Consider the following 20,923-nt stretch of genomic DNA (forward strand, 5'->3'; position numbering starts at 1 on the left):
ATGAAGAAAATAAGCAGCTGCACTATAGAACATTCAAAAATAACCGTTGGTGGAAACCTTATTTTTGAAACTGAAAATAATACATTCCCGGAATTTGCTAAAGAAGCCTATAAAACTTTAGAACTCAGCTATCCGAAATTTCACAAAATGGATCATTTGAGTAAATTGGCCTTTCTAGCTGCCGAAATGATTTTAAAAAAGGAAGATCACAGCAGAACAGCGCTGGTTTTTGCTAACAAATCATCGAGTCTGGATACTGATTTCAAGTATCAGGAAAGTATCAATTCCCGGGAAAACTACTTTCCCAGTCCGGCAGTCTTTGTTTATACCCTGCCTAACATCTGTGTAGGGGAAATCAGTATTAAACACAAAATGCAGACTGAAAATGCCTTTTTTGTTTTGGATGAATTTGATGAAAAATTTTTAACCGATTATAGCGAACAAATCCTTCAATCCGGAAAAGCAGATAAAGTATTATGTGGCTGGGTTGAATTATTTCAGGAAAATTACAAAGCTTTTGTATATTTGCTAACCTTGTAAAAATGTAACAATATAACAATGTAGAAATGTAACAATTTTAGATATTGGTAAACTGTTACAATGATACATTGGTAAATTAATTAAATTATGGAAAACTTAAAAACTGAATTGAAGCACAAAATTATCGAAGTTCTTAACCTTGAAGACGTTTCTGTAGAGGAAATCAAAGATACAGATCCTTTATTCGGAGGTGGATTAGGATTAGATTCTATTGATGCTTTGGAATTAATCGTTCTTCTTGACAAAGATTACGGAATAAAATTAGCCGATCCTAAAAAAGGAAAGGAAATTTTCCAATCTATCGATACCATGGCTAAATTCATCGAAGACAACAGGACAAAATAAATTGATATAATAGTTTAACGGTGTATCAATGTAGTAATAATTGATAAACTGTTACATTGATACATTGTTACATTATTTAATAGAATGAGTCAAAAAATTGCCATAACAGGAATGGGCATCATTTCCTCCATCGGAAACAATGTGGAGGAAAATTTTATTTCATTACAATCCGGAAAACATGGTATTTCAGATATTCAGATGTTTGAAACCCGTCATGCCGGAGCTATTAAAACTGGTGAAATAAAATTATCTAATGAGGAACTTGTACAGAAACTTCAGCTTAGTGAAGATAACAACATAACAAGAACTTCTTTATTAGGAATGGTTGCTGCACAAGAAGCTGTAGAAAGTGCCGGAATCTCAGACATCAACGGTTACAGAACCGGACTGATCTCCTCCACCAGTGTCGGAGGAATGGATATTACCGAAAAATACTTCTATTCTTACGAAGACTTTCCTGAAAAGCAAAAATACATTGACGCTCATGATGCCGGAAATTCCTCATTGGCTATTGCCGATCATTTAGGAATAAAAGGCATGGTTTCTACCATAAGTACAGCTTGTTCATCTGCAGCCAATGCCATTATGATGGGAGCCAAACTTATTAAAAACGGAGTCTTGGATCGTGTTATCGTTGGGGGAACAGATTCCCTTTCAAAGTTTACATTAAACGGTTTTAATACCCTAATGATCCTTACAGATTCTTACAATACTCCTTTCGACAATGACAGAAAAGGGTTAAACCTTGGTGAAGCAGCCGCTTTCTTAGTCCTTGAATCCGAAGAAGTTGTTAAAAAGGAAAGCAAACAGGTACTTGCTTATCTTTCCGGATATGGAAACGCTAATGATGCTCATCACCAGACCGCATCTTCAGAAAACGGACAAGGCGCATTCTTAGCAATGCAACAAGCTTTAAAAATTTCAGGCTTGAAAAAAGAAGACATCGATTATATCAACGTTCATGGAACAGCAACTCCTAATAATGATTTATCTGAAGGAATTGCCATGATCAGAATATTTGGAGAAGATAATGTCCCTGAATTCAGCTCTACAAAAGCATTTACAGGACATACATTAGCTGCCGCTGCCGGAATTGAAGCTGTATTTTCAATTTTAGCAATGCAGCACAGTGTAATCTTCCCGAACCTGAATTTCAAAACGAAAATGGAAGAATTTAATCTGATACCGATTACTGAACTGAAGGGGAAAAATATCCATCATGTTCTTTCCAATTCATTTGGATTTGGTGGAAACTGTTCAACCTTAATTTTCTCGAAATCATGAGTGCAGTATACATTAACAGTGCATCCTGTATCTCAGTTCAGGACACTTTAAATGAAAATATTCTTCAGAATCTTAAGCCGGAAAATTCGGTGAAGCTGGTTAAAGCCATAGAACCTAATTACAAAGAGTTCATTCCTCCAGCTATGATCAGGAGAATGTCCAAAACGGTAAAAATGAGCTCTGTAGCATCACATTACGCTTTAAAAGAAGCCGGAATTGAACAACCTGATGCTATTATTGTAGGAACCGGCATGGGATGTTCACAGGATTCTGAAAAGTTTCTGAAAAACGTAATTGATAATCATGAGGAGTTTTTAACCCCTACATTTTTTATCCAATCCACTCATAATACCGTGGCAGGTCAGATTGCACTGGGATTACGATGCCATGCCTACAACTTTACCTACGTTAACACCTCTTCATCACTGGAGTTTTCATTTTTGGATGCACAACTTCAGATCAATGACGGTGAAGCTGAAAATGTTCTGGTTGGATCTACTGATGAGCAAACTGACAGAACAATGGAACTTTACTGTCTGAATAATACAATTAAAAAAGAATCAGATTTTCCTGTGGATTATCTGCATTCTACTACCCATGGTGTTATCTGGGGGGAAGGAGCAAGCTTCTTTGTTATTGGAAAAGATAAAACAGAAAATTCCTATGCAAAACTGACTGATATTAAAATCAGTAATAGAGTGGAACTGCAAGAGACAACAGTTTTTATACAGGATTTTTTAACAAAGAATCATCTTTCAGCACAAGATATTGATGCTGTAATTTTAGGGTTCAGTGGTGATGCAGACTCTGATCTTTATTACACAAAAGCTATGGACTTGTTTCCAAATTCTGCCTTATTGTATTACAAACACCTGAGTGGGGAATTCAATACGGCGAGTGGTTTTTCTACGTTTATGGCTTGTCATATCCTTAAAAAGCAGCAAATTCCGGAAATAATGATGATTAACTCAGAGAGAAAAGAAGAAGTGAAAAATGTACTTCTTTACAATCATCTCGCAGGTAGCGATCATAGTTTGGTATTGCTGGAAAGAGCATAATTAAGATACTACCCTACAACATAATTGTTGTTCTGTCATTCTGACGAAGGAAGAATCTATACTTTTGTATTTCGGATTCCTTTCGTGGCTATAGGTAACATCCTGAATGTAGTTAGGAATCGTCAATCACGAACTCAAAAATAGTACATCATGAAACATTATTCATTCATCCTATTTTATCTCTTCTGTAACGTTTTTATCTATGCGTTTCAGGGAAGTTTTTGGGTGTATATTGCATGTTTCCTAGCCTTTTCTGCCGTAGTGGTTTGGGGATCCTTTGCTATTGAACTGGGATATTTTGTCAACAGTATTACTCATAAAAGAACAAAAATTAAGGAAGTTGCCCTCACTTTTGATGATGGTCCTACTGAATTCACTCCTAAGTTTTTAGACTTACTTAAAGAACATGAAATAAAGGCAACTTTTTTCTGTATCGGAAAACAGATTGAAAAATATCCTGAAACATTTCAGAGAATTATTAATGAAGGACATGCCATTGGAAATCATACTTTATCCCATTCCAATTCAACCGGCTTTTTATCGACTTCAAAAATGACTGCAGAGATTGAAAACTGTGATGAAGTTATGAGAAATATTGGGAACCTGCGAACAGATTTATACAGGCCTCCTTTCGGAGTTACCAATCCGAGCATTGCCAAAGCGATACAACGAACTCATAAAATCAGCATCGGCTGGAACGTCCGTTCTCTGGACACCATTACTGATGATGAAAAGAAAATCTATAAAAGAATAACTAAAGGTCTTAGAAAAGGAAGCATTATTCTCCTTCACGACACCTCAGAAAAAACGTATCGTGTGCTGACAGATTTATTAGTATTTTTGGCGGATAAAAAGTATTCAACCTTTACCGTTGATTCCATTACAAATTCAAGAAAAAATGATTAAAAATATTGCTTTTGGAGCATTTTTATTAATTTCTGGTTTCTTTTTTGCTCAAAACACGGCAATGTCAGGAGCAGAGGCTAAAGCATTCGTATCGAAAGTTTCAGCAGACACCAAGGAAATTAAAACTTTGCAGAGTGATTTTACCCAGACTAAAAAAATGGATTTTCTGGATAAAAGCATTGTTACTTACGGAAAAATGTCTCTACAGACGCCCAATATGCTAAGCTGGAAATACACCAAGCCTTATCAGTACAGCATTGTTTTTAAAAGCAATAAGATCTACATCAATGATCAGGGGAAAAAATCATCTGTAGATGCTAAGAGTAAAACTTTTGAAAAGATCAACAAACTGATTGTTGGCAGTTCAAACGGAACCATGTTCAATGATCCGGAATTTACAGTAACGTATTTCAAAAACGGGAATTACAATGTAGCGAAGTTTGTTCCGAAGACTTCTCAGTTGCTCAAATATATTAAGCAGATTGAACTTTATTTCCCTAAAAACCAGTCTACGGTTTCCCAAGTGAATATGACCGAAGCGTCCGGGGATACTACTAATATTGTTTTTAAAAATACCAAAATCAATGCTTCGATTCCTGCGTCAGAATTTACTTTATAGCCTGATTCTGATATCGGTTATTTCTTGTAAGACTTATAAGCTTACTGATATAAAACCGGTCCCATCAACGGAAAAAACTGTTGAAAATCTTTACTTTTCGTCAGCTGAAGATTATGTCTACAAATGTCAGATGGATGTTTATAAAAATCATGTAAGTGGTATTCTAATTGTCAAAAAATTGAATGAAACAACACATCGTGTTGCCCTAACTTCGGATTTTGGGAATAAACTGATTGATTTTGAAATCTCAGATAACGATTTTAAACTCAATTATGTACTTCCTGATCTGGATAAGAAAATTGTCATTAATTTCTTGAAAAATGATTTCCAACAGCTGTTAAAGAGACAATATCCGGTGAATGAAAGTTTTGAAAATGAAAATACTAAAATCTTTCTCTCTAAGATTAATAATAAAAGCTATTATCTGTTCTTCAACAAAGAAAATAATTTGCTGAAACAGATCATTTACACAAAAAATAATCGGGAAAAAATCGATTTTACTTTTGATGCAAAAAAGCATATCTTCGCAGACAGCTTAAACTTACAACATAAGGATTTTAAGATCAATATAAAACTATTTCAAATAACCGAAACAGAATGATTTCCAACGGCAAAACAGATTAACCTTGTTTTCCAACCTGGAGTTTTATCATACATTTAATCTTAAAAAATAAGATCATGCAAACCATTCTTACAGATTTTTATACGCTTACATCATACGAAAAGGCAGACAACGGAAGTTTTGTCGCTCATATCCATTTAAATAAGGATCATGATATTTTTAAGGGACATTTTCCAGGAAACCCTGTAACTCCGGGAGTTTGTATGATGCAGATCATTAAAGAACTGACCGAAGAATTTACAGGTTCAAAATTATTTTTAAAAACAGCCTCCAATGTAAAGTTTATGGCGATCATTAATCCTTTTGAAACTCCTGATCTGAAACTTCAGCTGGATATTACGGAAGATGATGAAGATGTTAAAGTAAAAAATGTAACCTCTTTTGGCGAGACTATTGCATTGAAATTGTCTGTAAGCTATAAAAAATTAATGTCATGAAACTTATTTTATCCTTTGTAGCGGCATTTTTATTTTTCTTTCAGTCTGATCTTGAAGCACTGAGAAACAGCTATGCCAAGGCCAATGATTCCAGCACTAATACATCCAGTTTTATTGAAATTGCAGAAAAACAATCCGGTTCTGATCCGGTAACTTTAGGCTATAAAGCGGCAGCCAAAATTATGGAAGCCAAAGTCTCTAAAGGAAATAGAAAAGCTCTTGTAAAGACAGGAGCTACCAACCTTGAAGGAGTCATCAAAAGCAATCCCAATAATGCAGAACTTCGTCTGATCAGATTAAGCGTTCAGGAAAACATTCCTAAAATTGTAGGATACAGAGGAAGCTTAAAAGATGACAAAGCATTTCTTTTGAATAATTACAATAAGCAGAATACCGCTTTAAAAAACTATATCAAAAGGTTTGCAATGCAGTCTAAAACCATGACCGAGGCGGAAAGAGCCACTTTAAAATAAAAACATGTCCCTTGCTGAAGTACAGAATGCAATTTCTGAAAGGAAAATCTGCGTTTTAATACCTACCTACAATAATGAAAAGACCCTGAAAAGGGTCATTGACGGTGTTCTGGATTACACCGAAAGTATTATTGTCGTGAATGACGGTTCTACCGATTCTACCCCTCAGATTCTGAGCCAATATCCTCAGATCACAATAATCTCCTTACCTGAGAACAAAGGAAAGGGAAACGGGCTTAAAACAGGCTTCAGAGAGGCAAAAGAATTAGGTTATAACCATGCCATCACTATAGATTCTGATGGGCAGCATTATCCGGATGATATTCCTGTATTTGTAGAGGCTCTTCTTCAGGAAGATGAAGAGGTTATTTTGATTGGAAACAGAAATATGTCTCAGGACGGCATTCCAAAGAAAAGCAGTTTCGGAAATAGGTTTTCTAACTTCTGGTTTTGGTTTGAAACCGGAATTAAACTGGAAGACACGCAATCCGGGTATAGGTTCTATCCTTTGCATAAAATTCCAAAAAAATATTTTACCCCTAAGTTTGAATTTGAAATTGAGATCATTGTAAGAACCGCCTGGAGACATGTTCCGGTAAAAAATGTTCCGATAAAAGTCTTATATGATCCTGCAGAACGTGTTTCTCACTTCAGACCGTTTAAAGATTTTACCAGAATCAGTATTCTGAATACTATTTTGGTAACCATCACCCTATTCTACATTATTCCGAGGAACTTCGTAAATAATTTCAAAAAAAAAAGCTTTAAAAGGTTCATAAAAGAAGATGTACTGGAAAGCGACGGAACTAACCGTACCAAAGCTTTTTCCATTGCACTTGGAGTTTTTATCGGACTTTCTCCTTTCTGGGGATTTCAGACTTTACTTGTGATCAGCTTATCTGTACTTTTTAAACTGAATAAAGTGCTGGCATTTGTAGCTTCAAATGTGAGCCTTCCGCCCTTTATTCCTTTTATTATTGCCGCCTCTTTATTTCTGGGTGCTCCGTTTGTTGATGGAGACAGCAATTTCCTTAGCCAGGATCTTAATTTTGATTTGATTAAAAATAATTTGCTTCAATATGTGATTGGAAGCTTTATCCTGAGCACCACACTATCTGCTATCGCCGGAATAAGTACTTTTCTTTTCCTGAATAAACTGAATCCCGAGAATAATTAGCTTAAAAGAAAAAACCCGAAAATATTCCGGGGCTATTTACTGATTTTTTTATTGGTTTTATTAAGATATTTTTCAATCATTTTCTGATCCGGAACAGTCGTTATTTCTTTGGTAAGAGCCTTTTCAAACTCTAATTTGGCTTTTAGATATTCTTTTTTATAATAATAGTATTTTCCACTCAAAAAATAGACTTTCCAGAAGTCAGGATTTAAAGATTCATAATAAGGAATGGCATCATCTGTTAATGCAATATCCTTATTTTCTGTAGCATCATTGATTTCCTTGCTCAGCATTCTAGATATTTCGTAATTCTCAAATTCTTCAGAGTCTGCAAAGGAATCGCGAGGGATATTCAATTGTGACTTTGAAAAGTTATTGGCCTGTAATGTTTTACCTGAAAATATTTCATTGAGATCATAGCAAACAAATTCGCCCAACTGATAGGGATTGGATGATACCCAAGCCAGTTTCTTTTCAGGTGAAAATATAACCGCATGATGTGCCAATAATTGGTTTAATGCTTTTTCATTTCCATAACCAATACTTTTATCTTTTAAACCAGAGCGATTCCTTAAAATAGAAGCTATTTTCTCCGGATTTAATTTTTTTTCTTCCTGTAAAAGTTCCTGTAATTTTTCATAACGGTACGCCGAGTGGCTCTCTTCAATTTGTTTTTGATTTTTTACATCATGTTTATAAGCGTCAGACTGAAAATGATTGGTGCAAAGCACTTTACTTGTATTTTGAACTCTATATACTCCGAAGTTTTTCGGTGAGACTTCAATAATTACTGCATTTTTATCATGAGCACTTCCTACTAAGATGGATTCTGAAACAAATACATGTCTTTTTTTAGCAATAGCAATCGCTTCATCTATATTTTTAGCATATTGTAGAATCTCTCTTGTTACCAGAGAAATGGGAGTTTTTGCCGTCAGAGGAATTCTTGATTTTCCGGCATTGATCGTTACGGTGATTCCTTCTTTATTCATTCCGGAAACCACACCGATCATTCCCGGCCAACTTACTGACATATAAGGAAATCCGTCTTCCGGTTCTACAAATTCAACCAACTTATTTTGGGCAAACTCGTCTCCTACGTAAAAATCGAAGTTTCTTCCGATCAGCATATTCCCATCTTCCGTATTCTCGTTCCAGACCGCCAGAGAAGTACAACCTACCATCGCAAGATCCTGCATCGCATGCCCAATATCATGAGCTCCATGCAAATACAGATTTCTCAGATATCTTGGTGCAATAAAATCATACCGATCAGATGAATATTGTGACAACCCATACAATTCTGCCTGATAATCTTCTCTTACATTGAGATACATTTTACGATTGTACCACTTTAAGAAGATATTTAAAAGTTTCTGCTTAAATTTTGAAGGAACAAAGCCTTCTACTTTGGAGAAGAAAATTTCCTCCTGTTTCTGCATCAGATCCTGAGTTAACGCTCCGTTGTTATATCCTAATTGCAAAGGGTTTCCTTTAATATAAAGCTCCCAAAGCTGTTGTTTATTTTTGGTGAGAACATTTTGATTATAGCTAAAGGTACTGTCATTGATCCTGGTAACCTTCGGAATTTCCAATGCATATTGTTTGACATCAGGAAGGTGATGAATAGATTTTGATACTCCACAAGAGCTCAGGAGAAAGAAAAAAAGGAAGGAGATAAGAGGCCTTTTATATGACAGATGTTGGATATTAGTTTTTTTCACGATTGTCTTAATTAAGTCATTGAATGCAAGCGACTGTCAATCGTTTCTTTTCCCAGAATTTCAGCACAGGTATTGAATGCACCAATGGTTACTCCCAAAATTCCGTGCATATTCACAGATTGGCCTGTCAGAAACAGATTATCAATTTTTGTACGGGGAGAAACCATGGTTTTAAGCGGGTTATCCGAATTTTTCATATAACCATACATATTTCCCTCAAAGCTTCCAATATAATCACGATAAGATAAAGGAGTAGAGGTATATATCCGCTGAATAGCATGTTTTAAACCAGGAATCTTATTTTCCAGAGCGTCAATCATTTTTTCAGTTTTTTCAAGTTTGAACTTTTCATACTGTTCTCCTCTTTCATGTTCATCAGCTACGGTATTGACTGTATTTTCCCATTGTTTAACCTCATCAAAATCCATATAAGAAATTGCCGTAAGACTTTCTGCAAACTCAGGATACTGCTTTGATGGTGTAGATGAAAGCATATAGGTCTCCGGCCAGGCTTCTTTATGGTAACGGTAGGCATTCCAGACCTGTTCTTCTGAGGAATAATGATAGATATTATAATTAAAATTGGGCAAACAGTGAGGTTTTAAAACGAGATAAACACTGAAACAGGACGAAACCGGCTGCCAACTTAAAACCCTGTTCAGAAAAGATTTTTTCAGTCTTTCTTCTCCAATCAGCTTAATGGCAGAACGAATTTCAATATTGGAAATAAACTTCTTTGCGGCATATTCTTTCCCTGTCTTTGTCTTTACAGAAGTCAGTGTATTATTTTCATTAAAAATAAATTCAGAAACTTCTGAATGTTTGTGAACTTCAGCTCCATACTGACGAAGTTTTCGAATGAGCAATCTGGATATCTGACTCCCTCCTCTTACACATTTATAGGCACTTTGTATGTAAGAATTCACCGTCAAAGCATGCACATAAAAAGGAACATTTTCCGAATCTCCGGCATACAGGAAATTAGATCCTAATAAAACTGCCTGAAGTCTTTTATTCTGGGTTACAGATTCTATAAACCTTTTGGTATTTAAATGCAGAATCTCTTCATTATAATTATCTTTTCCTACTACCTGATATCTTGGAAACTGACTGCATACATACTGAATCTCCTCACAATAATTTTCAAGGTTTTCTTTTTCTTCAGGAAAATAGACAGATAATTGTTCTACAAAGTTTTGATAACCCTGGGCATGAGGATATTCAACAGCATCATCTCCGAATGAAATTCTATCATAGCCATCTTCATCCATCTTCTGAAGCTCCAGCTCATCCATAATTTCCAGATAGGAGAAAAAACGGTTCAGATTCTGCCCTTTTGAAAGACCACCTAAATAATGAACTCCGGTATCAAAAATAAGTTTGTCCCTTGAAAAAGTCTGCAGATTTCCGCCATACTGATTATTTTTCTCCAGAACACAAACCTTCAGGCCTTCTTTCGCTAAAACAAGAGCTGAAACAAGACCTCCCAATCCGCTGCCGATTACAAGTATGTCATATTCTTTTTTCAAAGGAGGATGTGCTTTTTTTAAATTAAGAAATTTGGATATTATTTTATGATTATTGTACAGGAAAATCCTATTTGAACAATATCATTTTTGAATTTCACTTCCTTAATATTTTTGAGTTTTTATTAGTTTTTAGGGAATAAAAATAGAAAAATTAATCAACATCATCCCAAAAATCAAAATAATTAAACCATTGAAGCGGATATTTTTTAAGCATGGTTTCAAGATTCTGAACGTAAGACTGTAAAAGCCCTTGAGAATCCCGGTTCTTGATATTCTGTGCTACTCGTGCATACAAATGGTAATGAAGGTTGTTTTCTTTCATCACATAAACATATACCACAGGTACTCCTAAACGGGACGCAATGAGGAATGGACCGGCCGGAAATTTGGCACTTTTTCCTAATAAATCGGCTTCCAGAAATTTTGATCCTTCAAAGTAACGGTCACCTGTAAAACAGATCAGTTCATTATTGGACAAAGCCTGGTTAATTTCAAAGATATGCGACATATCTTCTTTGACATAAATGAATTTGATATTGCTCTTTTTTACGGAAACGCTCTCCAGATATTCCTTGATAACAGTGACCTCCTGATCTGTAGTGACCAGATTAATCTGACAGTCAAAGTCTATATCTGCAAAGAAATGCTCTGCCACTTCAAAGTTTCCGATGTGAGCACTGATAAGTACTCCACCTTTCTTAGCAGCCAAAAGATTTCTCAGGTTTTCAATACCGTCAAATTCATAGGTATATTTATCTCTCAAACCTGCGGAAATAGCTGTTTTATCGATCAGAACCTGTCCGAAGGTGAAATAGCTTTTAAAAATAGAGCGCTTAGCCTTCCAATAGCTGAAATTCAGTCTTTTTTGGAAATAATACAGAATATATTGGTTGCTTTTTTTCTGAAACAGAACGTAATAAGCAGCCACAAGGTACAATACGAGATATGAACTTCTGATTCCGATATTTCTAATACACCAGACGAATATCCTGTAGCCCAGCACCGTCCCTTTAGATTTACCTTTCCACTTGTTCATACATACAGTTTGCTAATATAAAAGAGTACCAATGTAACAATATCTCTGAGTATCCTCTTCTATTATTACATTGGTACATTGTAAGGAATATAGATTATTTAATAACTATGCGTTTTTTGCAACGATCTTATTTTCAATCGTTGTATAGAAATCATCAAATGTTACCATTTTCTTGAAGTCTGCTTCTCCTAATTTCACTCCGAAATTGGATTCAATCACTACGACCATGTCAATATAATCTAAACTGTCTAGTCCCAGTGTATTTTTAAGGTTGGCATCATTACTGATTTCATCTCCGTCAACTTCAAATTCGTTAACAAGAAAATCATTAACAATAGCAACAATTTTTTCCCTTTCCATGTTTTTAATCAAATTTTTTAACTATTAATGCAGAATTGGTTCCCCCGAACCCAAAAGAATTCGACAAAAATACATCAATTTTTTGATTTTTTGTTTTGGAGACTAAATTTATCTTTTTAGCCTCATTATCAGGGTTTTCCAGATTTATATTCGGGGCTACAAAATCATTCTGCATCATCAGAATTGAATAAATAACTTCACTCGCACCAGCCATCCAGCACTCGTGTCCCGTCATGGATTTCGTAGAGCTTACAGGAACTTCGCTTCCAAAAATCTCATAGATGGCTTTCGCTTCATTAGCGTCACCAATTGGAGTAGAAGTGGCATGAGCGTTAATATAATCGATGTCTGAAGCTTTCAATCCGGATTGTTTCAAAGCTCTATCCATCGCTAAAGCCGGTCCGTCAACATTTGGAGTTGAAATATGTCCTCCATTGGATGAAAAACCATATCCTATTATTTCAGCAATGATAGGAGCTCCTCTTCTTTGGGCAGATTCAAGACTTTCAACGATTAATGAGGCAGCTCCCCCACTTGGAATTAAGCCATCTCTATCGGCATCAAAAGGCCTTGAAGCTTTTGTAGGTTCGTCTTCTCTTGCTGAGAAAACTCCTAATCCATCAAAACTCGCCATAGAGTATTTGTTGGTTTCCTGAGCACCACCACAAATAATCATATCCTGAAAGCCATTCTTAATCATCATGTAAGCAAGCCCTAAAGAATGCGAGCCACTTGCACAGGCTGCACTGATAGTAAGATTAATCCCTTTCAGTTTAAAAATAGTAGAAAGGTTCATCGTTACTGTAGAATTCATTGATTTAAAGATCGCTCCCGATCCCATCAATGTAGTATCTTTCTTTTCCCTTGCAATGTCTATAGATTCTACTACTGCCTTGGAAACACTGTCATTGCCGTACAAGATCCCAACTTCATGGGTATCTAAAAAAGTTTCATCAAGATTAGCCTGCTTCAAGGCATCAAGGGTAGCAAGATAAGCATATTCACTTTCTTCACCCATGCTTACACGCTGGCGTCTGTTCAGGAGATTCTTTAAATCAGGTTTCGGAACTGTTCCTGTAAGCCCTGACCTGAAACCGAATTCTTTTCTATCCTGATCTAAGACAATACCAGATTTTCCTTGATATAGGGATTCCCTGACCTCTTCTAAAGACGTCCCGATGCAGGAATAAATTCCCATTCCGGTAATTACAACCCTATTTTCCATTTGTATATATTGAATTTAACAATGTATCAGTCTAGCCATGTAACAATATTCTTATTGAACTTCAATAAACATTAATACACTGGTACATTGGTATATTGTTAGATTATTTACGAGTAAATTCCGCCGTTAATATTAATCACTTCTCCTGTAATGTATGAAGATTTCCTGGATGCTAAAAATACTACAAGATCTGCAACCTCTTCTGCTTCTCCAAATCTGTTGGCAGGAATCATGGCCTTCAATTCATCTTCATTGAATTCTTGGGTCATATCTGTTTTAATAAAACCAGGAGCTACTGCATTTACTGTAATATTTCTTTTGGCAACCTCCTGAGCAAGAGCTTTTGTAGCTCCTACCAATGCCCCTTTAGCTGCTGAATAATTGGTTTGACCAGCCGCTCCTTTTACTCCGGACACAGAAACCATATTGATGATCCTTCCATATTTGTTACGAAGCAGCTTTTGAATAAAGAAATTAGTAACATTGAAAAACCCGTCTAAGCTTGTATTGATCACACTACTCCAGTCTTCTTTCTGCATCCACATAAACAAACCGTCTCTTGTAATTCCGGCATTATTAACGATAACCTCTACCAGTGCTTCAGGATTATTGTCCTGCCAGGCTGTTAATACCTGTTGTACTTCTTCAGTATTTCCTACATCAAATTTAAGGATTTCCCCTGTAGCTCCCAATTCTTCTACTTTAGCCAAAGTTTCTTTTGCTGCAGCTTCATTGGAAGTGTAGTTAATGAGTATATGGTAATTCTTCTCTTCAGCCAGTTTTATACAGATCGCCCTCCCGATTCCTCTGGAGCCTCCTGTTACAATTGCACATTTCATGCGTTAGTGTTTATTTTGTTTTAGTTTTTTTAAGTTACCTTGTTTTTTAAAAGACAATTGACTACTCCTAATAGTTACATTGTCTTTAAATATTTCTTTACTTCCTCCAGATACGGATACATCACCATATCATCTGAGAAAGCAGGAATTATTTTTCTGATCGCATCATACAACTCTTTTGTAGACGATGAAACTTCATTCTGAAAACCAAGATATTCAATAGCCTGAACAATGGTAATTGCTTCAATAGCCAATACTTCAAAAGCATTTTCTATCACCTTTCTACAGATCACGGCAGCGTTGGTTCCCATGCTTACGATATCCTGATTGTCATTATTATTCGGAATACTGTGAACATACATAGGATTAGACAACATTTGATTTTCTGCTGTAGTGGAAGTCGCTGTAAACTGTACTCCCTGCATGCCGAAATTGAACCCTAATTTACCTAAATTTACAAAAGGTGGCAAAATTTCGTTGATTTTCGCATTTAAAAGATAGTTTAACTGTCTTTCTGCAAGCATGGTAAGCTTTGTTACTACAATTTTCAGCTTGTCCATTTCCAAAGAGATATAATCTCCGTGGAAATTTCCACCGTGGTAAACATGTTGATCTTCAACATTAATGATCGGGTTATCATTCGCAGAGTTTATTTCATTTTCAAGAACCTTCTCTGTATACTCCAATGTATCTAATACCGGACCTAAAATCTGAGGAACACATCTTAAAGAATAATATTCCTGAACTTTTTCTTTGAATACTTTTTCCTGTTCTTCAAAGTGGGTATATAAATGGTCTGCTCTTTTTCTGATCAGTTTACTATCAGCAAGATGCGCACGCATTCTCTCGGCAACTTTTTGCTGACCGTAGTGTCTTTTTGTACCATTTAAGGTTTCTGAAAAATGATCGTCATAAGCCTGAACAATTTCATTGATGGCACAGGAAAGCTTAATGGAAATATCTGTCAGCTGATTCGCTTTATAAGCATTTACAATACCAATTCCTGACATTACGGAAGTTCCGTTCATCAAGGCAAGCCCTTCACGGATCTCCACCTGAATTGGTTTCAGATCTTCGATTTCAAAAACCTCTTTGGTCAGTTTTCTTTCTCCTTTATAGAAAACTTCTCCTTCCCCTATCAGCACCAAAGCAAGATGAGCCAGTTGAACAAGGTCTCCACTTGCTCCTACTCCTCCATGTTCAAAAATTAAGGGGGTAATATCTCTGTTGATCAATTCCTGAAGAAGATAAATAACAGATTCATGCACTCCTGAATTTCCTAATGATAAAGTATTCATTCTGGCCAGCATACAAGCTTTTACTTCCTGGGCAGGCAAAGGATTTCCGATTCCGGAAGAGTGGCTTCTTATCAGGTTATACTGAAGCTGGTGAGTATCCTCATCACTGATCTTGAATTGTGCCATTGGCCCAAAACCGGTATTCACTCCGTATATTACTTTATTTTTTGAAAATTCCTTTAAAAACTGAAAACTTGCATTCACTCTTGACAAAAGTGATTCATCCAGTTCTATTTTTTCATTTTCAATGATAATTTTTTGAAAGTCTTTCAGTTCTAAAAAGTTATTTATTTTCATCAATTAAAAGTAATAGTTGATAATTTTGTAAAATATTAATTATTTGTCACTAATTTTGCGGCAAAGATAAAAGTTATTATTAAAATAAAAAATCAAAGATGAGCAAAGAATTTGTTGACGTTCTTGTAATCGGAGCCGGGCCTTCCGGATGCGTTTCTTCATCATACTTAAAGAAGAATAACGTCAGCGTAAAAGTTGTTGAAAAGACAAAATTCCCAAGACTGGTAGTCGGTGAAAGCTTAATTCCAAGGGTTATGGACCACTTTGATGAGGTCGGACTGTTCCCTGCTCTGGATAAAATGGGCTTTGAAAAAAAACTGGGAGCCCGTTTCCTTCGTGGTGACGAAGTCTGCATTTTTGATTTCAGCAATAAATTTGGAGAAGGCTGGGATTGGACCTGGCAGGTTCCGAGAGCTGATTTTGATAATACTTTAGCTCAGGAGGTAATTAATAAAGGGGTTGATCTAGAATTTGAAACGGAAGTGATCGACATCAGGTTTGAGGGAACAGATTCCATAACAACCGTACGAACTAAAGAGGGTGAAACTAAAGAAATCCACGCAAAATTTGTAATTGATTCAAGTGGTTACGGAAGAGTTTTACCCCGTTTGCTTGATCTTGAAAAGCCATCCAAACTATCTCCACACTCTGCTATTTTCTCCCATGTAAAAGATCTTAACAGAGAGCCAGGTGAAGAGGGTACTTTGATTTCTTTTGATATTATTGAAACCGAAGTATGGCTTTGGGTCATTCCTTTTTCTAACGGAAACACAAGTTTAGGAATTGTAGGACCTACCGAATATATTGAAAAACTATCTGAAAATGGGGATACTGCTGAAGCTTTAAGAAAAGCAATTTCCCTTTCTGATTATTATATGAAACGTTTTGGGGATGTAGAGTTTCTCTTTGAGCCAAGACACCTGAAAGATTATTCATGTTCTGTTAAAAGTCTATTCGGAGACGGATTTGCCTTAACCGGGAATGCTTCTGAATTCCTTGATCCTGTTTTTTCATCGGGAATGGCTTTCGCTACAGAATCAGGAATGCTTGCCGCTAAATTAGCCTTAAGACAGTTAAATGGTGAGAAAATCGACTGGCAAACAGAATACACAGATTATATTTTATACGGTGTAGATGTATTCACCACTTATGTAAAAGAATGGTATACCGGAAATCTTCAGGAATTATTCTTCCACCAACCGGAAAATCCGGATGTAAAGAAAAAGATTTGTGCGGTTCTCGCCGGATATGTCTGGAATAAAGACAATCCTTTTGTGAAGAAGCATGATACGGTGATTAAGAATCTTGCCAACCTCATCAAACTGGAAAAAGAACAAACTCAAGAATAAAAAAAAACGGTCTGAACTTTCAGACCATTTTTTTTATTTCATCGATTTTTTGATTTCTTTTCCCAGATACCTTCCTACTGATTCATATACTGTGGCAATTCTTCCATATTCCATAACCTCATCCTTACTTTGAATAAATTTATCAAATTTATTCAAAGCCACTTCAGCTAAAACCACTGAAGGATTACTAGCTTCCACCAACTTAATTGTGCCGCTTACCTGTGCTTCCATCACTACAAGTCCAGCATGCCATCCCGGTAAAAGCCATTTTGTATCCAGTATCAATGTATATTTTGCAGAGCCATCCTTTTTAAATGTGACTTCTTTATAGTATTTGCCTAAACCTTTTGCAAAATGGTTAATATACTCTTCTTTTTTATACCGTTCCCATTCTCCAATCCATTGTTTCCATCCTTCTTTTCCTCTTTTAGGATTAGACAGAACATCTTCTTTCCTATTTTCCAGATATTGAGCTTCCGTAAAGTTTTCTTTCATAAACAATACATGATCAAATCTAAGCTCTATATTCACTTCTTTCTGATCTTTTAAAGCTTGAAAATTTCCTGAAATGAGTTCCATTTTCTCCTGTCCGAACACCATTGTCACCAAGATCAGTAACGTCAGTAATAATATTTTTTTCATGGGTCTTAGTTTTACTATTTAAGTTCAGCATCTAATATATTACATTTATCTCAAATCAATAAAAGTAATTGGCTTTCTGCTGCTTGGATTAAAAACGGTTTTAGACAGAATTTCAAAATCGATGATTTCAATTTTCGGACTTACTCTTAATTTTGCACGGAAATGGTCTCTTACCTCATTCACAAAGTTTTCATTTTCCTGATCTGTACTTAATTTGATGATGATTTCATCCAGTCCGATCTCATTGGCCTGAATAACGATCTGGTAACAGAGAATATTATTAAAATCATTCAGAATATCGTTCATTGCAGGTGGATAGAGGGTTGTTCCTTTATACTTTATCATCTGCTGTTTTCTTCCAATTACAGGCCCCAATCGCATGGTATTTCTTCCACATTGACAGGGTTCATAATGGGCTTTTACAATATCTCCGGTTTTAAATCTTAGCAAAGGAATGGCTTCCACTCCTAAAGTAGTGATGGCTAGCTCTCCACTTTCGCCTTCTTTCACTACATTTTCATCTTCATCCAGAATTTCTGTAATAATCAGCTCTGGGTGATGGTGTCCTCCGATCTGAAACTCACACTCTGTAAAAGCGGTGCTCATTTCTGTAGAAGCATAAGTAGAAAAAAGTTTGATATTCCATTTCTCTTTGATCTTCTGGGAAAGAATATTATCTGTAAAATCCTGATTTTTAATACTCTCTCCGATACATACTGCTCCATAAACACTTGAATTTTTATAATCCAGACCATGTTTTTCAGCATAATCAATCATCTTCAATAAAAATGAAGGAACTGTAATCAGGTATTTAGGTTTGTATCTGAAAATAGAATCCCATTGTAATTCAGGAATTCCAGGGCCCATTCTGACCACACTGGCACCCATTTTTCTTAATCCTAAAAAATAAGCAAGCCCTGCCATGAAACGTTTATCAATCGTAGTGATCATCTGTACTACATCTCCCTTCTGAATTCCGGCACAGGCAAAGGATATGGCCTCATTGTAAGCCAATCTTTCAAGGTCTCCATCAGACAATCCAAAGGTTACCGGATCTCCTAACGTTCCGGAAGTCGTGCTGTAGTCTACAATCTTATCCGGCGTAATACAGAAAAAATCATGATTATTCTGCTGCAAATCATTCTTTGTTGTAACAGGAATCTTTTGCAGATCTTCCAATGTCCGGATTTCTCCAATATTGATATTTTTTTCCTTAAACAACCTCTGATAAAAAGGTGAATTTCCTTCAAGATAAGCCAGAAGCTGCTGAAGTTTTTCTTCCTGAAACGCCTTTATTTCCTGAGTACTCGATTTTTCGATGAACGGATGAAATTCCAATGATTTTAATTTTTAAAGGACAAATGTATTTAAAATTACATGATTGTAGGATGTATTCATGTAAAATGTATTCACGATTTCAACTACAGTTTTATCTACGGAATGTAAAAGTCTGTGTGTTTATATTTCCCGCGGTATTGATTGTGGTTATTTTTAAACTATGTTCTCCCGAAGTTTTTGGACACTTTTCATCAAAGATATAGACAAAATCATTTTTCACACGGGCAAATCGCAGCCATTTCCCATCCAGTTCTGCCCGGAATGAAACAATATCTCCAACTTTTGTATTTCCTTTTAAGCGTAAAGAACTTCCGCTTACAACAGCGCCATCTTTCCATCCTGAAGAAACTGATGGTAAACTGTTATCAAGTATAAGTTCTGCTGTACCTAATCTATTGAACTGTGCCTCTGCCTGGTCGCCGTTCCATTTTGCTTTTACGGCATCCTTATCACTTCCATAATTGAACAAAACCACTACTTTATCTTTTTCATCTTTGGATAATTTCCTGTTGGGTTTTATTTTCAAGGTATAATAATCATGAACCGGGATGTATGGATTCTGTAGAACAATGGTATTGGAAATGGTATTTCCATCACTACTGTTTTTTTCATACATACTAAAATTCACGGCATCATACATTGCATTTTTACTGAAGTTGATCTCTGCATTTTCAGTAGCGAGCGTTTTTCCTTCATTAGGCAAAACCACTTTCCCGGAAGGAGAAATTCCGTTACCTGTATTAGCTAACTGAACCTTTGTAGTCAACCTGCTGGTATTTCCTTTTACATCTTTTAAAATGATTTCAATAGTGTGAATTTCCTGATCCTGAAGATTGATGACTCCTGAAAGATTGGAAGTACTATAATTAGCTAATTTCATTCCCGGCAATGTAGACAGATGCTGAATTCCTACTTTATCTCTGATGAATTTGGTATAATCTATACAGCCATTCAGATAGCGGGTATCATCATAACTCACTTTATCAATGCTAAAGCCGTAGATCAGTTTTCCATCCATCAATAATTCTGCTTTATAAATCCCCAGATTAAATCCCTGGTTGGCTTTATCTACTGCTTTAATTCCAAAACTTATCATCGGCGAATTAACTCTGACAACATCTGCTGTATAAGCATTTCCTATTTTCTTAACAGCAATTCCATTAGCTCCCGGTTCATACGTACTGAATCTGCGGTCATACCAATACAATCCACTGATAATAGGCGCTACAGAATCCGGGATATTAAATCCAAACAGCAACGGATTAAGACATTCTTCTGTTTTGGTATCTCTTATCTCAAAATGTAGGTGAGGTCCCGCTGAACCTCCGGTATTTCCACTCAGGGCAATGAGCTGACCCTTCGTAACAGGAAACTGTCCCGGCTGGAAAGTAATATCCTGTTCCCACTTTTCATCTTTGTACTGCTTCTCCTTCACATATTCATCAAGCTTATCAAAATATTTATTCAAATGGGCATATACTGTTGTAAAACCATTCGGGTGGGTAATATATATGGCATTTCCAAAGCCATAACGCTCCACTTTTATTCTGCTTACATAACCGTCTGCTGCAGCCAGTACAGATAAATTTTCCTGACTGTTCGTCCTCAGATCCAATCCCATGTGAAAATGATTGGTTCTTACCGCTCCAAAATTAGCGGCCAGCTGCATGGGAATGTTCAGTGGATTTCTGAAATAGTTTTGAGGATAGTTATTTTGGGCTTGTGTGATGATAACAGTAATCAAACAGATAGCCGCCATCAGTTTAGAGAAGATTTTCATACAGCATTTGGGTTTAGTTCTACTTAAATATACGAGATTTCAAGC

At 36.0% G+C, this 20,923-nt stretch carries 21 protein-coding genes; 11 read left to right on the top strand and 10 right to left on the bottom strand.

Annotated elements, in window-relative coordinates:
- The 10 genes from EL260_RS24440 to EL260_RS24485 all read left to right on the top strand — a co-directional run bounded on the left by EL260_RS24440 (position 1) and on the right by EL260_RS24485 (position 7,461).
- Entirely contained in the window at positions 1 to 540 is a 540-nt protein-coding gene (locus EL260_RS24440) for a 3-oxoacyl-ACP synthase (protein ID WP_123860616.1), read from the top strand.
- Between the two features lie 87 nt (positions 541 to 627).
- Entirely contained in the window at positions 628 to 885 is a 258-nt protein-coding gene (locus tag EL260_RS24445; protein WP_034692439.1) for a phosphopantetheine-binding protein, read from the top strand.
- An 84-nt stretch (positions 886 to 969) separates the two neighbouring features.
- Positions 970 to 2,169 (top strand): beta-ketoacyl-[acyl-carrier-protein] synthase family protein, encoded by a 1,200-nt coding sequence (locus tag EL260_RS24450; RefSeq protein WP_123858116.1) that lies wholly within the window; start codon positions 970 to 972, stop codon positions 2,167 to 2,169.
- Positions 2,166 to 3,227, top strand: a complete 1,062-nt coding sequence (locus EL260_RS24455) for a beta-ketoacyl synthase N-terminal-like domain-containing protein (RefSeq protein WP_123858117.1) — start codon at positions 2,166 to 2,168, stop codon at positions 3,225 to 3,227. Before EL260_RS24450 ends, EL260_RS24455 begins: the two co-directional genes overlap by 4 nt.
- A 150-nt stretch (positions 3,228 to 3,377) precedes the next feature.
- Complete coding sequence (locus EL260_RS24460; protein WP_123858118.1) at positions 3,378 to 4,133, top strand: polysaccharide deacetylase family protein; 756 nt, start codon at positions 3,378 to 3,380, stop codon at positions 4,131 to 4,133.
- The gene (locus EL260_RS24465) at positions 4,126 to 4,752 is read left to right on the top strand and encodes a LolA family protein (RefSeq protein WP_123858119.1); all 627 of its coding nucleotides are present in this window, start codon (positions 4,126 to 4,128) and stop codon (positions 4,750 to 4,752) included. The genes EL260_RS24460 and EL260_RS24465 overlap by 8 nt, the downstream gene beginning before the upstream one ends.
- Entirely contained in the window at positions 4,718 to 5,353 is a 636-nt protein-coding gene (locus tag EL260_RS24470; RefSeq protein ID WP_123858120.1) for a hypothetical protein, read from the top strand. The genes EL260_RS24465 and EL260_RS24470 overlap by 35 nt, the downstream gene beginning before the upstream one ends.
- Before the next feature lie 77 nt (positions 5,354 to 5,430).
- The gene (locus EL260_RS24475; RefSeq protein WP_123858121.1) at positions 5,431 to 5,811 is read left to right on the top strand and encodes a 3-hydroxyacyl-ACP dehydratase; all 381 of its coding nucleotides are present in this window, start codon (positions 5,431 to 5,433) and stop codon (positions 5,809 to 5,811) included.
- Positions 5,808 to 6,284: a hypothetical protein gene (locus tag EL260_RS24480; RefSeq protein WP_123858122.1), complete on the top strand. Its 477-nt coding sequence runs from the start codon at positions 5,808 to 5,810 to the stop codon at positions 6,282 to 6,284. The genes EL260_RS24475 and EL260_RS24480 overlap by 4 nt, the downstream gene beginning before the upstream one ends.
- Before the next feature lie 4 nt (positions 6,285 to 6,288).
- Complete coding sequence (locus EL260_RS24485; protein WP_123858123.1) at positions 6,289 to 7,461, top strand: DUF2062 domain-containing protein; 1,173 nt, start codon at positions 6,289 to 6,291, stop codon at positions 7,459 to 7,461.
- A gap of 32 nt (positions 7,462 to 7,493) precedes the next feature.
- Here the strand turns inward: EL260_RS24485 and EL260_RS24490 are convergent, their stop codons facing one another.
- From EL260_RS24490 to EL260_RS24520, 7 genes are all read right to left on the bottom strand, one after another.
- Complete coding sequence (locus tag EL260_RS24490; protein ID WP_123858124.1) at positions 7,494 to 9,185, bottom strand: C45 family autoproteolytic acyltransferase/hydolase; 1,692 nt, start codon at positions 9,183 to 9,185, stop codon at positions 7,494 to 7,496.
- 11 nt (positions 9,186 to 9,196) lie between these two features.
- On the bottom strand, positions 9,197 to 10,714 hold the full coding sequence (locus tag EL260_RS24495) for a phytoene desaturase family protein (protein WP_123858125.1): 1,518 nt from the start codon (positions 10,712 to 10,714) through the stop codon (positions 9,197 to 9,199).
- Between the two features lie 151 nt (positions 10,715 to 10,865).
- Positions 10,866 to 11,750, bottom strand: coding sequence for an LpxL/LpxP family acyltransferase (locus tag EL260_RS24500; protein WP_123858126.1), 885 nt, complete (start codon positions 11,748 to 11,750; stop codon positions 10,866 to 10,868).
- Positions 11,751 to 11,855: 105 nt separating this feature from the next.
- Positions 11,856 to 12,110 (bottom strand): acyl carrier protein, encoded by a 255-nt coding sequence (locus tag EL260_RS24505; RefSeq protein ID WP_123858127.1) that lies wholly within the window; start codon positions 12,108 to 12,110, stop codon positions 11,856 to 11,858.
- A gap of 4 nt (positions 12,111 to 12,114) precedes the next feature.
- Positions 12,115 to 13,335 (bottom strand): beta-ketoacyl-[acyl-carrier-protein] synthase family protein, encoded by a 1,221-nt coding sequence (locus tag EL260_RS24510; protein ID WP_123858128.1) that lies wholly within the window; start codon positions 13,333 to 13,335, stop codon positions 12,115 to 12,117.
- A gap of 107 nt (positions 13,336 to 13,442) precedes the next feature.
- Positions 13,443 to 14,174, bottom strand: coding sequence for a 3-oxoacyl-ACP reductase FabG (gene fabG, locus EL260_RS24515; RefSeq protein WP_123858129.1), 732 nt, complete (start codon positions 14,172 to 14,174; stop codon positions 13,443 to 13,445).
- Positions 14,175 to 14,248: 74 nt separating this feature from the next.
- Complete coding sequence (locus tag EL260_RS24520) at positions 14,249 to 15,769, bottom strand: HAL/PAL/TAL family ammonia-lyase (RefSeq protein WP_185145930.1); 1,521 nt, start codon at positions 15,767 to 15,769, stop codon at positions 14,249 to 14,251.
- Positions 15,770 to 15,867: 98 nt separating this feature from the next.
- Between EL260_RS24520 and EL260_RS24525 the strand changes: the two genes are divergently transcribed.
- Positions 15,868 to 17,118 carry an NAD(P)/FAD-dependent oxidoreductase gene (locus EL260_RS24525; protein WP_123858131.1) on the top strand — a complete coding sequence of 417 codons (1,251 nt, stop codon included), beginning with the start codon at positions 15,868 to 15,870 and terminating at the stop codon, positions 17,116 to 17,118.
- 33 nt (positions 17,119 to 17,151) lie between these two features.
- Here the strand turns inward: EL260_RS24525 and EL260_RS24530 are convergent, their stop codons facing one another.
- The 3 genes from EL260_RS24530 to EL260_RS26175 form a co-directional block, all read right to left on the bottom strand.
- Positions 17,152 to 17,760, bottom strand: a complete 609-nt coding sequence (locus tag EL260_RS24530; protein WP_123858132.1) for a hypothetical protein — start codon at positions 17,758 to 17,760, stop codon at positions 17,152 to 17,154.
- Positions 17,761 to 17,805: 45 nt separating this feature from the next.
- On the bottom strand, positions 17,806 to 19,098 hold the full coding sequence (locus tag EL260_RS24535; RefSeq protein ID WP_123858133.1) for a phenylacetate--CoA ligase family protein: 1,293 nt from the start codon (positions 19,096 to 19,098) through the stop codon (positions 17,806 to 17,808).
- A gap of 91 nt (positions 19,099 to 19,189) precedes the next feature.
- Positions 19,190 to 20,878 carry a M23 family metallopeptidase gene (locus EL260_RS26175; protein WP_123858134.1) on the bottom strand — a complete coding sequence of 563 codons (1,689 nt, stop codon included), beginning with the start codon at positions 20,876 to 20,878 and terminating at the stop codon, positions 19,190 to 19,192.
- Positions 20,879 to 20,923: the final 45 nt, after the last annotated feature.

Origin of the sequence: Chryseobacterium nakagawai (assembly GCF_900637665.1) — a bacterium.
Taxonomy (GTDB): domain Bacteria; phylum Bacteroidota; class Bacteroidia; order Flavobacteriales; family Weeksellaceae; genus Chryseobacterium; species Chryseobacterium nakagawai.

Excerpts from the sequence above, each read along its gene's own strand:
- EL260_RS24440 (WP_123860616.1), top strand. The coding sequence starts at position 1 with ATGAAGAAAATAAGCAGCTGCACTATAGAACATTCAAAAATAACCGTT.
- EL260_RS24445 (WP_034692439.1), top strand. The coding sequence starts at position 628 with ATGGAAAACTTAAAAACTGAATTGAAGCACAAAATTATCGAAGTTCTT.
- EL260_RS24450 (WP_123858116.1), top strand. The coding sequence starts at position 970 with ATGAGTCAAAAAATTGCCATAACAGGAATGGGCATCATTTCCTCCATC.
- EL260_RS24455 (WP_123858117.1), top strand. The coding sequence starts at position 2,166 with ATGAGTGCAGTATACATTAACAGTGCATCCTGTATCTCAGTTCAGGAC.
- EL260_RS24460 (WP_123858118.1), top strand. The coding sequence starts at position 3,378 with ATGAAACATTATTCATTCATCCTATTTTATCTCTTCTGTAACGTTTTT.
- EL260_RS24465 (WP_123858119.1), top strand. The coding sequence starts at position 4,126 with ATGATTAAAAATATTGCTTTTGGAGCATTTTTATTAATTTCTGGTTTC.
- EL260_RS24470 (WP_123858120.1), top strand. The coding sequence starts at position 4,718 with ATGCTTCGATTCCTGCGTCAGAATTTACTTTATAGCCTGATTCTGATA.
- EL260_RS24475 (WP_123858121.1), top strand. The coding sequence starts at position 5,431 with ATGCAAACCATTCTTACAGATTTTTATACGCTTACATCATACGAAAAG.
- EL260_RS24480 (WP_123858122.1), top strand. The coding sequence starts at position 5,808 with ATGAAACTTATTTTATCCTTTGTAGCGGCATTTTTATTTTTCTTTCAG.
- EL260_RS24485 (WP_123858123.1), top strand. The coding sequence starts at position 6,289 with ATGTCCCTTGCTGAAGTACAGAATGCAATTTCTGAAAGGAAAATCTGC.
- EL260_RS24500 (WP_123858126.1), bottom strand. The coding sequence starts at position 11,750 with ATGAACAAGTGGAAAGGTAAATCTAAAGGGACGGTGCTGGGCTACAGG.
- EL260_RS24505 (WP_123858127.1), bottom strand. The coding sequence starts at position 12,110 with ATGGAAAGGGAAAAAATTGTTGCTATTGTTAATGATTTTCTTGTTAAC.
- EL260_RS24510 (WP_123858128.1), bottom strand. The coding sequence starts at position 13,335 with ATGGAAAATAGGGTTGTAATTACCGGAATGGGAATTTATTCCTGCATC.
- fabG (WP_123858129.1), bottom strand. The coding sequence starts at position 14,174 with ATGAAATGTGCAATTGTAACAGGAGGCTCCAGAGGAATCGGGAGGGCG.
- EL260_RS24520 (WP_185145930.1), bottom strand. The coding sequence starts at position 15,769 with ATGAAAATAAATAACTTTTTAGAACTGAAAGACTTTCAAAAAATTATC.
- EL260_RS24525 (WP_123858131.1), top strand. The coding sequence starts at position 15,868 with ATGAGCAAAGAATTTGTTGACGTTCTTGTAATCGGAGCCGGGCCTTCC.
- EL260_RS24530 (WP_123858132.1), bottom strand. The coding sequence starts at position 17,760 with ATGAAAAAAATATTATTACTGACGTTACTGATCTTGGTGACAATGGTG.
- EL260_RS26175 (WP_123858134.1), bottom strand. The coding sequence starts at position 20,878 with ATGAAAATCTTCTCTAAACTGATGGCGGCTATCTGTTTGATTACTGTT.